Consider the following 14,813-nt stretch of genomic DNA (forward strand, 5'->3'; position numbering starts at 1 on the left):
CATGAGTACGACGGCGGAGCGCGGCGCCACGCCCCAGCGGGACCGCAGCCCCAAGCAGGACCGCAGCCCCAAGCAGGACCGCAGCCGGGCCACCCGGCAGCGGCTCCTGGAAGCCGCCGTGGCCTGCCTCGCCGAGCACGGCTGGGCGGGCTCCACGGTCGCCGTCGTCGCCGAACGGGCCGGCGTCTCCCGGGGCGCCGCCCAGCACCACTTCCCGACCCGGGAGGACCTCTTCACCGCGGCCGTCGAGTACGTCTCCGAGGAACGCTCCCTCGCCCTGCGCGACCTGTTCCCGGACGGCGCCGCCGACCGCAGGGCCGTCGTCGCCGCCGTCGTCGACCTCTACACGGGCCCCCTCTTCCGGGCCGCCCTGCACCTGTGGGCCGCCGCCTCCAACGAGGACCAGCTGCGCCCGCGCGTGACCGAGCTGGAGGCCCGCGTCGGCCGCGAGACCCACCGCATCGCCGTCGAGCTGCTCGGCGCCGACGAGTCCCGCCCCGGCGTGCGCGAAACCGTCCAGGGCCTCCTGGACATGGCCCGCGGCCTCGGCCTCGCCAACCTCCTCACCGACGACACCGCCCGCCGCGCCCGCGTCGTCGCCCAGTGGGCGGTCCTGCTGGAGGACGCACTGGGCTGAGGGAGCAACCGCGAGGGCGCGTTACCCTTGGGCCCATGCTTCCGATGCTCGTTCGCCGACGCCACGTGGACTACGTGCGCGTCACGAGCATGGGCTGTCGGCGCTTCTCCGCCTGAGCCAGCCCCCCGTCACCGTTCTCACGGTTCTCTTCCTCACCCTTTTCCGGCACCCGGGGGCCGTCCACACCCTCGGCGGCCTGCCCGTGCCCCGTACACCCCGCGGACGCACCATGACGACGCACACCACGACGACCCCGTCGTACGCCCAGCTCCCGGTCATCGACCTGTCGGCCGCCGACCGCGGACCCGAGGAGCGGGCCCTGTTCCACACCCGGCTGCACGACGCCGCGCACGGCGTGGGCTTCTTCCAGCTCGTCGGCCACGGCGTGACCCCGGCCGACACCGACGCCCTGGTCACCGCGATGCGCGCCTTCTTCGCCCTCCCCGAGGCCGACCGGCTCGCCCTGGACAATATGGGCTCCCCGCACTTCCGCGGCTACACCCGCACCGGCGACGAGCGCACCGCGGGCGCCCGCGACTGGCGCGACCAGCTCGACATAGGCGCCGAACGCCCCGCCCGGATCCCCGGCCCCGGCGAGCCCCCGTACTGGTGGCTGCAGGGCCCCAACCAGTGGCCGGCCGCCCTCCCCGGCCTGCGCACGGCCGCCCTCGCCTGGATCGACAGGCTCAGCGCGGTCGCCCAGCGCCTGCTGCGCGAGCTGCTGACCGCCATCGGCGGCCCCGCCGACTTCTACGACCCGGTCTTCGGCGACCACGCCCACCCGCACCTCAAGCTGGTCCGCTACCCCGGCAGCGCGGCCGACGGCACCGGCCAGGGCGTCGGCGCCCACAAGGACTACGGCTTTCTTACCCTGCTCCTGCAGGACACCGTCGGCGGCCTCCAGGTCCAGCGCGAGGACGGCCGCTTCCACGACGTACCGCCCGTCGAGGGCGCCTTCGTCGTCAACCTCGGCGAACTGCTGGAGGTCGCCACCAACGGCTACCTGCTGGCCACCAACCACCGGGTGGTCAGCCCGCCCGGCGCCACCGAGCGCTTCTCGGTCCCGTTCTTCTACAACCCGCGCCTCGACGCGCGGATCGACCCGCTCCCCTTCCCGCACGCGGCCGGGGCCCCCGGCATCACCGCCGACCCGACGAACCCCCTGTACGCCGAGTACGGCTACAACGAGCTCAAGGGCAAGCTCAGGGCGCACCCGCTGGTGGCGCGCAGACACCACGGCGGCCTGCTGACGCCGGCGGCGTGAACTTGCCAGGGGCGCGGGGCCGTCACCGGCCGGCGGGCGCCCGCGCTCCTGGATCCGCCGCTCAGCGGGCGATGTCCGCGTACCCCTCGATGTCCTCGGGGCGCCGCGTCCCCGGCCCCACGTACCGCGCCGACGGCCGCACCAGCCGCCCCGTCCGCTTCTGCTCCAGGATGTGCGCCGACCACCCCGCGGTCCGCGCACACGTGAACATCGACGTGAACATGTGCGCCGGCACCTCGGCGAAGTCCAGCATGATCGCGGCCCAGAACTCCACGTTGGTGGCGAGCACCCGGTCGGGCCGCCGGTTGTGCAGCTCCTCCAGCGCGGCCTTCTCCAGCGCCTCGGCCACCTCGAACCGCGGGGCGCCCAGCTCCCGCGCCGTCCGCCGCAGCACCCGCGCCCGCGGGTCCTCGGCCCGGTACACCCGGTGCCCGAACCCCATCAGCCGCTCACCGCGGTCCAGGGCGTTGCGGACGTACGCCTCCGCGTCCCCCGTGCGCTCGATCTCCTCGATCATGCCGAGCACCCGCGAGGGCGCACCGCCGTGCAGCGGACCGGACATGGCGCCCACCGCACCGGACAGCGCGGCGGCGACATCCGCACCGGTGGAGGCGATGACCCGGGCCGTGAAGGTCGACGCGTTCATCCCGTGCTCGGCGGCGGAGGTCCAGTAGGCGTCCACGGCCGCCACGTGCTTGGGATCCGGCTCGCCGCGCCAGCGGATCATGAACCGCTCCACCACCGAGCCGGCCTTGTCGATCTCCCGCTGGGGCACCATCGCCAGCCCCTGTCCGCGCGCGGACTGGGCGACGTACGACAGGGCCATGACGGCGGCCCGCGCCAGGTCCTCCCGCGCCTGCCGCTCGTCGATGTCGAGCAGCGGACGCAGCCCCCACACGGGGGCGAGCATGGCGAGCGCCGACTGCACGTCCACCCGGATGTCACCGGAGTGCACCGGGATCGGGAACGGCTCGGCGGGCGGCAGACCGGGGTTGAAGGCGCCGTCGACCAGCAGCCCCCACACGTTCCCGAACGACACGTGCCCGACCAGGTCCTCGATGTCGACGCCCCGGTAGCGCAGGGCGCCGCCCTCCTTGTCGGGTTCGGCGATCTCCGTCTCGAACGCGACGACCCCTTCGAGCCCGGGTACGAAATCGGACATCAGGCGGCTCCTTGTGATGTGTGGGCGGCGGTCACCCCGGTGATGCCCCGCGCGACCGGTGGTCACCCGTGGTCTTCCCCACCGCAGAGGGGACCAGCACGATAACTCCCGGTGCCATAGTTGGGGAGACCACGCGACACTGAGTGCCATAGCCGTTCGATACGGCAGGATGACCGCGTGACCGACCGCGACCCGCTCCCGGACCCCGTCCTCGATCCCGCCGCCATGCGCAAGCAGTACCGGGCCGACGGGCTGGCCGAGGAGGACCTCGCCACACACCCGATGGACCAGTTCGCCCGCTGGTTCGAGGACGCCGCCCGGGCGGCCCTGCACGGCACGCTGTACGAACCCAACGCGATGGTCGTCTCCACGGCGGACGCGGCGGGCCGCCCCAGCTCCCGCACGGTCCTGATGAAGCAGTACGACACCGACGGCTTCGTCTTCTACACCAACTACGGCTCCCGCAAGGCCCGTGACCTCGGGGAGAACCCGCACGTCTCGCTGCTCTTCCCCTGGCACCCGCTGGCCCGCCAGGTCATCGTCACCGGCACCGCCCGGCGCACCGGACGCGAGGAGACCGCCGCCTACTTCCGCACCCGCCCGCACGGCTCCCGGCTGGGCGCCTGGGCGAGCGCCCAGTCCACGGTGATCGCCTCGCGCGCCGAACTGGACACGGCCTACGCCGCGCTGGAGACCCGCTACCCCGAGGACGAGCAGGTCCCGGTCCCGCCGCACTGGGGCGGCTTCCGCGTCGCGCCCGAGACGATCGAGTTCTGGCAGGGCCGCACCAACCGCCTGCACGACCGGCTGCGCTACGTCACCCGGCCGAACGGCACCTGGAAGGTCGAGCGCCTCAGCCCCTGAAGACGCAGACGACCCGCGGGCTGGGTTCCTCCGGAGAGGAGCCGGCCGGACGTACCGGCAGCCCGCGGGTCGGGTGACTGCGATGGATTAGGCCGGCCGCGTGCGTCTCGCACACGCTGGTCCGGCACCGCACTGTGTGTGGTGGCGGGCCGCTAGCCCGCAGCCACCTCGCGCGTCCGGGTTTCACTCATGTACCCGATCACCTCCTTTCGTACGTGGGACACAGCCTAGGAAGCGGCCGGGCGGGGTTCAACTGTTTTTCGGAGCCGCTCGCGGTACCTGCCGGATTCTCCGAACAGCCGGACGTCATGGCTGGTAGAGGTACCTGCGTGACTGATCTTCGAACAGCGCTCGTCGTCGGCGACGAGATGCTCGCCCAGTGGCGGCACGTGCACAACGCGGTCGTGCCGCCCGCCGCCATGTCCCTCGCGCGGGCCCGGGAGCGGCTGGGGCGCAACCGGCTGGCGAACGCGTACCTCGGCGAGGTGCTGGTCGGCTGCTCCACCGTGCGCCCGCCGGCCGGGGAGGGCGGGGTGGCGACCGTCATCGCGCGCGTGCTGCCCGAGTTCCGGCGGCGGGGTTTCGGCACGGCGATCTACGAGCAGGCGCTCGCCCGGGCGCGCGTGCTGGGCGCCGGGGTGATCGAGACGTGTGTGCTGGCGGCCAACGAGGACGGGCTCCGGTTCGCCGGGCGGCACGGGTTCGCCGAGGTCGAGCGGTATGTCCTGGAGGGAGAACGCGACGAGTGGGTGGACCTGCGGCTCTCCTCGGACAGGGGCCGGGACTGATTCCCGGAATCTTGCGGGAACAGGGTGTGGGCTGCGTCACGTTCCAGTTGAATGAAGGCCAGTGAGCGAACCGAGCGCCGTGCGTGCGCGGACGCGGCTACCAGGGGGTCCAGGTGAGTGCTTCGCGGCGGAGTGGGACCACTGACGAGCTGGGGCCGGACGAGCCCGGCGAGCCCGGCGGCTCCGATCTGCTCGCCGCGCTGCTCGACGGCATGGACGCCGCCCTGTGCGCCTTCGACGCCGACGGGGTGGTGACGCACTGGAACCGGGAGGCCGAGCGGATCCTCGGGTGGACGGCCGCCGAGGCCGTCGGACGGCACGGGTTCGCCGGGTGGGCGGTGCGCAGCGCCGACGCCGAGGAGGTGCAGGCCCGGCTGATGTCGGCGATGCACGCGCCGGGGCGCCAGGTGCACGAGTTCGCGCTGGTCACCAAGGACGGCGGCCGGGTGCTCGTACGCACCCAGTCGGCCGCCGTACGCGGTCCCGAGGGCAAGCCCGCCGGGGTGTACTGCGCGTTCAGCGAGGTGCACGCGCAGATCGACCTGGAGCGGTCGATCGCGCTGAGCGAGGCGCTGTTCGAGGACGCCGCCTGGGGCGTCGTCCTGGTCGACGCCGATCTGCGCCCCGCCGTGGTGAACGCGCACGCGGCCCGGGCGCTGGGCGTCGGGCGGACGTCCGTACTGGGCCGGCCGCTGGGCGAACTGCTCGGGCAGGGCGCGGAGGAGCTGGAGGCCGCGCTGACGCATGTGCTGGCCGAGGGGGCGCCGCCCGCGCCCGCCGAGATGTGGGTGGCCCTGCGGACACCGGAGGGCGAGAAGCGGCGCTGCTGGCGGAGCGGGTTCGTGCGGCTGGCCTCGCCGCTCGCGGAGGAGCCGGTGCCGCTCGGCGTCGGCTGGCTGTTCCAGGACGTCACCGAGGCCAAGCAGGGCGAGCAGGAGGCGGCCCTGCTGCGGTTCCGGACGAACCAGCTGCACCGGGCGGCACGGGCCGCCGCCGAGTGCGAGAACCCCGCCGAGGCGGCCACCGTCCACCTGGACTTCGCGCTCGCGGGCTTCGCCGACCACGCCCTGGTCGACCGCGTGGCGGGCGCCCCGCGCGCGGACGGCGACGCGGACCAGGTCCGGCTGGTCCGGCTGGCCGCCACGCCCGCCGGGACACCGGGTCCGAGCCTGCTCACGGGCGCGGCCGGACTGCCGGTGCGCTACGAGGAGGGGCATCCGGCGCTCCAGTGCGTGCAGCGGGCCGGAGCCGTGCGCGCGGACGCGGGGTCGGTCCCGGCCGAGCGGGCCCGGGAGTGGGCGCTGGAGCGGCAGTGGCCCGGTGACGTGGTGCACGCGTTGTGCGCGGTGCTGCGCAGCCGGGGCCGGACGCTGGGCGTGGTGACCTTCCTGCGCGGCGCGGGACGCAGCCGCTTCGAGCGCTCCGACTCGGCCTACGCGGAGGACGTGGCGGTACGGATCGCGGCGGCCCTCGACCTGGCCGAGGCGGTGCGGGAGCGGCCCGGGGAGCCTCCCCAGGCCCCTCCCGGGGACCGCCCGGGTCAGCGCCGGTAGAAGATCCGGTCGCCGTACTCGGTCATCACCCGGCCGTTCCACTCGTGCCCGCCGTCGACGTTGCCCGAGCGCAGCAGCGGCGGCTCGATGCCGCGGTCGGCGAGGTCGGCGGCGGCGGTCGCCATGACGGCCTGCATCAGGGCGGAGGTGACGACCGTGGAGGCGGGGGCGAAGGGCGCCGGGATGGTGTCCAGGGTGAGTTCCGCGTCGCCGACGGCGATCTTCGAGTCCAGCACGATGTCGCAGTGGTCCTTGAGGAAGGTGCCGGAGGCGTGCCGGGACTTCGTCTCCGCCGCGTACGCCACCGAGGTCACGCCGATGACCCGCAGCCCGAGGGCGCGGGCGTTGAGGGCCATCTCCACGGGCAGCGCGTTGCGGCCGGAGAGGGAGATGATCACGAGGGCGTCGCCGGCGCGGACCGGGGAGGTGTCCAGGACGGCGCCGGCGAGCCCGTCGACCCGTTCGAGGGCGGAGCCGAGGGTGGCCGGGGTGACGTCGACGCCGACGACACCGGGGACGGCGAGCAGGTTCATCAGGGCCAGGCCGCCCGCGCGGTAGACGACGTCCTGGGCGGCCAGCGAGGAGTGCCCGGCGCCGAAGGCGAACAGCCGGCCGCCGGCGGCGACGGTGTCGGCGAGCAGGGCGCCGGCCGCCGTGATGCTCGCGGCCTCCTCGTCACGGACCCGTTGCAGCAGGCCGATGGCGGCGTCGAAGAACAGGTCGGCAGGCGTGCCGTCGCTCATGCGTTGCCCCTTCGCAGCGTCTGTGTCGCGGATCACCGTGCGGTCTGGACCAGCGCGGTGTCAATACGGCCGAAGATCCAGTGGCGGCCCCCGTTTCCCGGGTATCGCCCGCTTGTCAGTGGGATCCGGCAGAATTGGTTGCAGGGCCAGCGCACGCGCCGGGCTGCCGGCCGAGGTAATCGAGGGGCACGTATGTCCGGACTGATCGACACCACGGAGATGTATCTCCGCACCATCCTCGAGCTCGAAGAGGAAGGCGTCGTCCCCATGCGCGCCCGCATCGCGGAGCGGCTGGACCAGAGTGGGCCGACGGTGAGCCAGACAGTGGCACGCATGGAGCGCGACGGCCTGGTGGCCGTGGCCAGTGACAGGCACCTGGAACTGACGGACGAGGGACGCCGGCTGGCGACGCGCGTGATGCGCAAGCACCGCCTGGCCGAGTGCCTGCTCGTCGACGTGATCGGGCTGGAGTGGGAGCAGGTGCACGCGGAGGCGTGCCGCTGGGAGCACGTGATGAGCGAGGCCGTCGAGCGGCGCGTGCTTGAGCTGCTGCGGCACCCCACCGAGTCGCCGTACGGCAACCCCATCCCGGGCCTTGAGGAGCTGGGCGAGAAGGACGGCGCGGACCCGTTCCTGGACGAGGGGATGGTCTCGCTGGCCGACCTGGATCCGGGCACGGACGGCAAGACGGTCGTGGTCCGCCGGATCGGCGAGCCGATCCAGACGGACGCGCAGCTGATGTACACGCTGCGGCGGGCGGGCGTGCAGCCCGGCTCGGTGGTGAGCGTGACGGAGTCGGCCGGCGGTGTGCTGGTGGGCAGCGGCGGCGAGGCCGCCGAGCTGGAGGCGGACGTCGCCTCCCACGTGTTCGTCGCCAAGCGCTGACACGGTGGAGGCCCCGGCGCCTTGCGGCGCCGGGGCCTGTCCTCCCCTTGCTGACCCGGAGCCCCGAGCTCTCAGGGTCATCCCCTCGGACCGTTTTTCCCCGAGCGGTCCGCCTCCCGCAAGAAGAGATCCCCTCGGGTGCGGTGATCATTCCTTGAGAGGTGTCACTCGAATGAGGGGTGTTGTCCGCAGAGACAGAATTTTCGAATGGGCATTCGATAGCCTGAGCCGGCTGAACGACGAGGCAGGCGGAGCTGGGGGGCCAGACCGATGGCACGGCGTATCGATGTGACGGGAACGGGCGGGGTGCGCCTGGCCGCCTGGGAATTCGCCGACCCGCCGAAGCCGGACGCCGAGCCGGCCTCTCCGGGAGCGCGCCGGGCCGGCGTCGCGGAGCCGGGTGCTCCGGGGGTGCTGTTACTCCACGGCCTGATGGGCCGCGCCTCCCACTGGGCGGCCACCGCCCGCTGGCTCGCCGGCCGCCACCGTGCCGTGGCGCTCGACCAGCGGGGCCACGGCCAGAGCGACAAGCCCGCACGGTCCGCGTACACCCGCGAGGCCTACGTCGAGGACGCCGAGGCCGCCGTAGAACAGCTCGGCCTCGCCCCCGTTCTTCTCATCGGCCACGCCATGGGCGCGCTGACCGCCTGGCAGCTCGCCGCCAAGCGCCCCGACCTGGTGCGCGGCCTGATCATCTGCGACATGCGGGCCTCGGCGCTCGGCGCGGCCTCGCAGCGCGAGTGGACCGACTGGTTCCGCGCCTGGCCCGTCCCGTTCGCCAGCCTCGCCGACGTCCGCACGTGGTTCGGCGAGCACGACCCCTGGGTGGAGCGGCCCAGCCCGGCGCGCGGCGCGTTCTACGCCGAGGTGATGCACGAGTGCGAGGACGGCTGGCGGCCCGTCTTCGAGCCGGAGCAGATGCTCAGCTCCCGTGAGACGTGGGTCTACGACGCGCACTGGGAGGAACTGGCCCAGGTGCGGTGCCCCACGCTGGTCGTCCGTGGCCTCGACGGCGAGCTGGGCCGCGCCGAGGCCCAGGAGATGGTCCGCGTGTTGCCGTACGGCGTCTACGCCGAAGTCCCCGACGCCGGCCACCTCGCCCACTACGACCGGCCGGCGGCTTGGCGGGCGGCCGTCTCGCCGTTCCTGGATGCGCTGACCGGGGGCTGAGCGCCGCTTCGTCCACCGGGCCGGCCTCTCGCCGGCGGGTGCGGGCCGTTCGTGACCGGTCGCGCGGGCGAACGGCTACCGATCCCTCCCGCACGCATAGGCCAGCGGCGAGATCAGCTCCTCCGCGTCCGGCAGCCACCGGTTCGCCGGGGTCGGCCGGCAGGCCCACTGCACCGCCCCCCGGGACCCGAACCGCGTCGGCGGCGCCGCCACGAACGCGCCCTCGCCCAGCGTCACCAGATCCAGCGACGACAGCGACCAGCCGAGCTTGCGCACCAGCTCGGGCACCTTCGCCAGGGCCCCCGGCAGCACGAAGAACTGCATCCGCCGGTCCGGCGCCAGCGTGACGGGACCGAGCGTCAGCCGCATCCGCTCCATCCGGGCCAGCGCCAGGAACCCCGAGCTCTCCGGGACGCACAGCGCGTCGAACGTGCGCCCCGTCGGCAGCAGGATCGACGCCGTCGGCTGCTTCTGCCACATCCGGCGCGCGACGGTCGCGCTGCCGGTCGCCTGGGTCGCCCAGTCGGGGCGCGCGGGGTGCGCACCCGGCGCAGGGCAGGAGACGTCGCCGCACGAGCAGCGCTGCATCCCGTCGACGGCTTCCAGCCAGGTGCCCGGGAACACGTCCCAGTGCCGCTCCTCGGCGTAGCGTACGGCGGTCTCCAGCAGCGATTCCCCGCGCTGCTGCGGAATATGACCGGCAATCTGAGTGTCCTGGGCGCCCGCGATCGTCTCTTCCACGTGTCACTCAACTCCCGGGCCCACCGGGAGTTACGGCTGTAGCGCGCGCGGGGGAGGGGCATCGATTCCGCAGTCGGGGCGCACGGGAGCACGTCCGGGGGCGCGCGGGAGGAAGCGGAGCGTGGGGTGGGTAAGCAGGAGGGGGGGTGGCATCAGCCTTTACCCCGGCAAACCGCACATGTCACGCATTGACGGTATGTCAGCTGGGCAGTGATCTTCGCGAACGGTCACGCTCCAGGGGTTCGCAGGGGGTAACTCATGGCCGCAAGGCCTCTCGTGGCGAGGCAGCCGAACGAACGGCTGCAGGCACTCATCCAGGAAGCGGGGTGCTCGAACGCCGGGCTGGCCCGGCGGGTCAACATGTGCGGGGCCGAGCACGGCCTCGACCTGCGCTACGACAAGACGTCCGTGGCCCGCTGGCTGCGGGGGCAGCAGCCCCGGGGCCGGGCCCCGGCGATCATTGCCGAGGCGCTCGGGCGCAAGCTGGGCCGTACGGTCACGATCGACGAGATCGGCATGGCCAACGGCAAGAACCTGGCCTCGGGGGTCGGCCTCCAGTTCTCGCCGACGGTCCTGGGCGCCATCGAGCAGGTCTGCGAGCTGTGGCGCAGCGACGTGGGCCGACGGGACTTCCTGTCCGGCTCCTCCGTCGCCGCGTCCGCGCTGGTCGAGCCCAGCCGCGACTGGCTGATCTCGGCGCCGGACTCCCAGGTCGCCCGGCAGGCGGGCCCGCGCGTGGGCCAGGCCGACGTGGCCGCCGTACGGTCCATGACCCAGGCGCTGGTGGACCTCGACCACCAGTACGGCAGCGGGCATGTGCGCCCGGTCGTCGTGCACTACCTCAACAGCGTCGTCTCCGGGCTGCTGGCGGGCTCGTACCGGGAGGCGGTCGGCCGGGAGCTCTTCGCCGCCGTCGCCCGGCTGACCGAGCTGGCCGGCTACATGGCCGTGGACACCGGCCAGCCGGGCCTCGCCCAGCGGTACTACATCCAGTCGCTCCGGCTCGCGCAGGCCGCCGGGGACCGCGGATACGGCGGGTACGTCCTCGCCGCCTCCATGAGCCACCTCGCCGCGCAACTCGGAAACCCGCGCGAGATCGCCCAGTTGGCGCGGGCGGCGCAGGAGGGGGCGCGCGGGCAGGTGACCCCGCGCGCGGAGGCGATGTTCCACGCGGCCGAGGCGCGCGGGCACGCCCTGCTCGGCGACGTACGCGCGGCCCAGGCGGCCGGCGGGCGGGCGGTCGAGGCGATGGAACGGGCGGACGGCTCCTCCGGATCCGACCCGGTGTGGATCGCGCACTTCGACGAGGCCTATCTGGCCGACGAGTTGGCGCACTGCCACCGCGACCTCGGACAGCCCGAGCAGGCGGCGCGCTACGCCGAGCAGGCGCTGGCCGGGCACGCCAGGTCCCGGGCCCGCCGGCGTGCCATCGGCTATGTGCTGCTCGCCACGGCCCAGGTGCAGCAGCGCGAGATCGAACAGGCCTGCAACTCCGGCCTGAAGGCGGTGGAGTTGCTGGAGACGCTCCGCTCCAACCGGGGCGCCGAGTACCTGGAGGACCTCCAGCAGCGCCTGGCGCCTTTCCGGGACGAAGCGGTGGTAAGGGAGTTCGGGGCACGCCTCGATCTCCAGCAGGCCGCGTGAACACCGTCCCCGCGCGCCCGTGAACGCGCGGGGAACGGCACCCGGGCGTGCGCCGGGTGCCGGGAACAGCGCATCGCGGCACGGTTTTGTTACCGCTGTCACAGGAAGGGAGGTCGCGTTCTGAGCTGCGTGGCACGCGGCTCGGGGTACCCGGTAGCGTGAGCCGACGATTCACAAGGTCCCCCATTGGTAGGAGTCCCGGTGACGCAGAGTGGACAGGGCGATGAGCCCTCGGCGCGGCCCGCGCGCGAAGGCATCGTGCTGCCCTCCGACGGAGGCGAGCCCCTGCTCCCGGGCATGACCGCGACACCCGCGCCGCCCGCCGGCCCGGCCGGCGGGCAGTCCTGGGGCGGTTCCTGGGGCCCCGGCGGGCAGACGCCCCGGCAGGACGAGGGCTGGCCCCCGGCGGCTGCCCCGCAGTGGGCCGGCGAGCAGCACCCGCACGGCGCGAGCCCGGGCCCGCTGCCCCCGGAGGGCGCCCCGGCGTACGGCGGCCAGGCGCCCGGCTACGGCGGTCCGGCGTCCTCCTACGGCGACCGGCCCGCCGGGTACGGCCCCGGCGGCCAGGAGGCGCAGTACGGCGGCCCCGGCCCCGATGCCTACGGCGCCGCCCGGCAGCCCGGGTACGGCACCGCCGACCCCTATCAGCAGTACCCGGCGCAGCCCGGCCCCGCGGCGCCGCTGCCGCCCGCCCTGCCGGACGCGTACCAGGGCGCCGCCGGCGGCCCGCTGCCCCCGGCGGCGGACGGCGCGACCCAGTACATACCCCCGGTCCCCGGCGGCCCCGCCGGTGCGGCGGACGGCGCGACCCAGTACCTGCCGCCCGTGCCGGCCGACGGTGCCACGCAGTACATCCCCCCGGTCCCCGGCGGTCCCGCCGCTCCCGCGGCCGAGGCGGCCACCCAGTACATCCCGCCGGTGGCGGCCGGCGCGCTGCCGCCGGAGTCCGGGGCCGAGGAGACCCGCTACCTCGGCCGGGCGCCCCGGCAGGCGGCGCCCGCGCACTCCGACGCGGAGGCCACGCAGTACATCCCGCCCTACGCCGCCCAGTCCCAGGGGGCGGGGGCGGACCGGCAGCCGCCCGCCGAGTTCGACAACCTCTTCCGCGGCCCGGCGGGCGGGGACGGCCCGGCCGGCTCCACCCAGCAGCTCCCGCGGGTCCAGCAGCCGGACGCCTACCCCGGCCCGGCGCAGTCGTCGTACCGCCCGGCACAGCCCTCGTACGACGAGGGTCCGGGCGACGGCGGGCGGCGCTCCGGGCGGTCGCGGGTGCCGCTGATCGCCGCCATCGGTGTGGGCATCGCCGTGCTCGGTGTGGGCGCCGGCGCGCTGCTCAGCACCGGGAGCGGCAAGGACAAGGGCGATGACGGCCAGAAGGTCGCCGCCACCTCCCCGGCCACCCAGGACTCCGCGTCCCCGGCCGCCGACCCGGCCCGGGCGCAGGCGGTCGAACTGGACAAGCTGCTCGCCGACAGCGGCAGCAGCCGGGCCTCGGTGATCCAGGCGGTGGCCGACGTCAAGCAGTGCGACAACCTCGACCAGGCCGCCTCCGATCTGCGGGGCGCGGCCCGGCAGCGCGGCCAGCTGGTCACCCGGCTCGGCAAGCTGTCCGTGGACAAGCTGCCGGGCAACGCCGATCTGACGGCCGCGCTGTCCGCGGCCTGGCGGGCGTCCGCCGCGGCGGACAACCACTACGCGGCCTGGGCCGGCCAGGCCAAGAACCACAAGATCTGCCGCAAGGGCCACGCCCGCACCACCAGCGAGACCCAGGCGGGCAACCGGGAGAGCGGCACCGCCAGCGCGCAGAAGGCGAAGGCCGCCGCGCTGTGGAACGCGATCGCCCGGAAGTACGGCCTGACCCAGCGCCAGCCCACCCAGCTGTGACCGCGGTCACGGCGCCGGGAGCCTGACGGGCCCCGGCGCCGGGTCCGTCACGGCACCTCCGCGCTCTCCAGGACGGAGGTCATGTCGGCGATGCCGTCGGCGCCGCCGATGCCCTTGCGGGCGACCAGCCTGCCGCCCTCGACCATCTGGAGGGTGACGTCGGCGTTGACCAGCCGCGGGAAGCCGACACCGGCGAGCTTGCTCTCGTAGGGCCAGTGCAGGGTCGGGGTGAGGCCGCCGGTGGAGACGCGCAGGCCGTCGTTGAGGGTGCGCCGCACGGTGTCGGAGCCGACCTCGCCGTCGCCGATCTTCTCCAGGACGGCCTTGAGGACGGTGTAGGCGATCCACGTGGTCTGCACGCCGGCGTCCGCCGGGTCGATGCGGTTGTCGCCGAAGGCCTCCTGGTTGATCACCTTCTTCATCGGATCCCAGCGCGGGTCCGAGGCGACCGGGTACCAGCCGGTGATGTACGAGCCCTCGTACGGGCCGCCGGCCCCGCCCGTGGCGTTGATCACGGTCTGGTCGACGCTGCCGAGCACGGTCGCCGTGCGCACGGCGGGGAAGTCCTCGCGGGCCCGGCGGAAGGAGTCCATGAAGGTGTCCGTGCGGTCCCCGAGGGCGGGCACCACACAGCCCTTGCGGGTCACGTCCTTGGTCGCGTGGCGCAGCGCCTGCTCGGCCTGGTCGCCGTAGGCCGTGGCGTCCTCGGCGGCGAGCTGGTCGCCGGCGTCCGCGTGCCCGCCGGCCCGCAGCCCCGAGTCGAGCATCGCGGGCAGCTCGTCGCCGGCGATGCTGTCGGGGCGGACCAGGGAGATGGTGCCGCAGGTGGCCGCGAGCGCCTTGCCGAGGCCGGCCAGCAGGGCGGGCTGACCGCCGTTGACCGGGTAGGACATGGAGCCGGTGAACTCGTCGTTGGTGACGCCGTAGCCGCCTATGTAGGGGATGCCGGCGCCTTCCAGCGGGGCCAGGTAGGAGTCGCCGAACTGGCTGTAGGAGCCGACCACCGCGACCACCTTCTCGGCCGCCGCGCGCCGGGCGCACTTGGCGGCGCCCACGCTGTCGTTGTGGTCGTTGCAGGTCAGCACTTCCAGCTTGCGGCCGTTGATGCCGCCCTGGGCGTTGATCCACTTCGCATAGGCGAGGGCCATCGCGGGCATGCCGGGCTTGTTCGTCGCGTCGGTGTCCTGCGGGGCCCAGGTCATCACCTTGACGGAGTCGTCCCCGGAGCCCCCCGTGGCACCGGGGACGACCCCGCATGCGGCGGTGAGCGACGCACAGAGGGCCACGGCACCGGCCGCGAGGGCGGTGGCTCTGACGGGGCGGGGGAGTGCGGAAAGGGTGGTACGGGTGCGTCGCCTGCCGGTCATGGACATGCACGATTCCCTCACACGACTAACCGGGGAGTGATCCCCGGTCAACCAAAGGTGACGGGAAGGTGAATTGCGGGGGCCGGTGTGGCGGGCGGGACGAGGAACGTA

General features: G+C 74.0%; 13 protein-coding genes. 9 read left to right on the plus strand and 4 right to left on the minus strand.

Translation table 11 applies throughout. From position 1 onward, the window contains the following. The first annotated feature begins 1 nt into the window (after position 1). Both ACF073_RS16170 and ACF073_RS16175 read left to right on the plus strand, forming a co-directional pair. Entirely contained in the window at positions 2-637 is a 636-nt protein-coding gene (locus tag ACF073_RS16170) for a TetR/AcrR family transcriptional regulator (RefSeq protein ID WP_392070362.1), read from the plus strand. A gap of 229 nt (positions 638-866) precedes the next feature. After that, positions 867-1,901: an isopenicillin N synthase family dioxygenase gene (locus tag ACF073_RS16175; RefSeq protein ID WP_392070364.1), complete on the plus strand. Its 1,035-nt coding sequence runs from the start codon at positions 867-869 to the stop codon at positions 1,899-1,901. 61 nt (positions 1,902-1,962) lie between these two features. On the opposite strand, the gene ACF073_RS16180 is transcribed toward ACF073_RS16175, so the two are convergent. Continuing rightward, a complete protein-coding gene (locus ACF073_RS16180; RefSeq protein WP_392070366.1) occupies positions 1,963-3,063 on the minus strand; it encodes a citrate synthase 2 in 1,101 nt (366 codons plus the stop codon). 177 nt (positions 3,064-3,240) lie between these two features. Here ACF073_RS16180 and pdxH point away from each other — a divergent pair, with 177 nt between their 5' ends. The 3 genes from pdxH to ACF073_RS16195 all read left to right on the plus strand — a co-directional run bounded on the left by pdxH (position 3,241) and on the right by ACF073_RS16195 (position 6,268). Beyond that, complete coding sequence (gene pdxH / locus ACF073_RS16185; protein ID WP_392070368.1) at positions 3,241-3,927, plus strand: pyridoxamine 5'-phosphate oxidase; 687 nt, start codon at positions 3,241-3,243, stop codon at positions 3,925-3,927. A 329-nt stretch (positions 3,928-4,256) separates the two neighbouring features. Then, positions 4,257-4,715, plus strand: coding sequence for a GNAT family N-acetyltransferase (locus tag ACF073_RS16190; RefSeq protein WP_392070370.1), 459 nt, complete (start codon positions 4,257-4,259; stop codon positions 4,713-4,715). 113 nt (positions 4,716-4,828) lie between these two features. Next, positions 4,829-6,268, plus strand: coding sequence for a PAS domain-containing protein (locus ACF073_RS16195; protein ID WP_392070372.1), 1,440 nt, complete (start codon positions 4,829-4,831; stop codon positions 6,266-6,268). Here ACF073_RS16195 and ACF073_RS16200 read toward each other — a convergent pair. Further along, complete coding sequence (locus ACF073_RS16200) at positions 6,256-7,011, minus strand: SIS domain-containing protein (RefSeq protein ID WP_392070374.1); 756 nt, start codon at positions 7,009-7,011, stop codon at positions 6,256-6,258. The two genes, ACF073_RS16195 and ACF073_RS16200, sit on opposite strands and share 13 nt — an antisense overlap. Before the next feature lie 192 nt (positions 7,012-7,203). On the opposite strand from ACF073_RS16200, the gene ACF073_RS16205 reads away from it, so the two are divergent. Further along, complete coding sequence (locus tag ACF073_RS16205) at positions 7,204-7,896, plus strand: metal-dependent transcriptional regulator (protein WP_093475752.1); 693 nt, start codon at positions 7,204-7,206, stop codon at positions 7,894-7,896. A gap of 270 nt (positions 7,897-8,166) precedes the next feature. Beyond that, a complete protein-coding gene (locus ACF073_RS16210; RefSeq protein ID WP_392070377.1) occupies positions 8,167-9,066 on the plus strand; it encodes an alpha/beta fold hydrolase in 900 nt (299 codons plus the stop codon). Between the two features lie 75 nt (positions 9,067-9,141). Here the strand turns inward: ACF073_RS16210 and ACF073_RS16215 are convergent, their stop codons facing one another. Then, positions 9,142-9,807, minus strand: coding sequence for a bifunctional DNA primase/polymerase (locus ACF073_RS16215; protein ID WP_392070379.1), 666 nt, complete (start codon positions 9,805-9,807; stop codon positions 9,142-9,144). Between the two features lie 258 nt (positions 9,808-10,065). Here ACF073_RS16215 and ACF073_RS16220 point away from each other — a divergent pair, with 258 nt between their 5' ends. Together ACF073_RS16220 and ACF073_RS16225 are read left to right on the plus strand one after the other, a co-directional pair. After that, entirely contained in the window at positions 10,066-11,451 is a 1,386-nt protein-coding gene (locus ACF073_RS16220) for a transcriptional regulator (RefSeq protein ID WP_392070381.1), read from the plus strand. Positions 11,452-11,652: 201 nt separating this feature from the next. Further along, entirely contained in the window at positions 11,653-13,335 is a 1,683-nt protein-coding gene (locus ACF073_RS16225) for a hypothetical protein (protein ID WP_392070384.1), read from the plus strand. Positions 13,336-13,382: 47 nt separating this feature from the next. Here ACF073_RS16225 and ACF073_RS16230 read toward each other — a convergent pair whose 3' ends face one another. Next, a complete protein-coding gene (locus ACF073_RS16230) occupies positions 13,383-14,702 on the minus strand; it encodes an ABC transporter substrate-binding protein (protein WP_392070385.1) in 1,320 nt (439 codons plus the stop codon). Between the last annotated feature and the right edge of the window lie 111 nt (positions 14,703-14,813).

Source organism: Streptomyces sp. NPDC015171, from assembly GCF_043079545.1.
GTDB lineage: Bacteria > Actinomycetota > Actinomycetes > Streptomycetales > Streptomycetaceae > Streptomyces.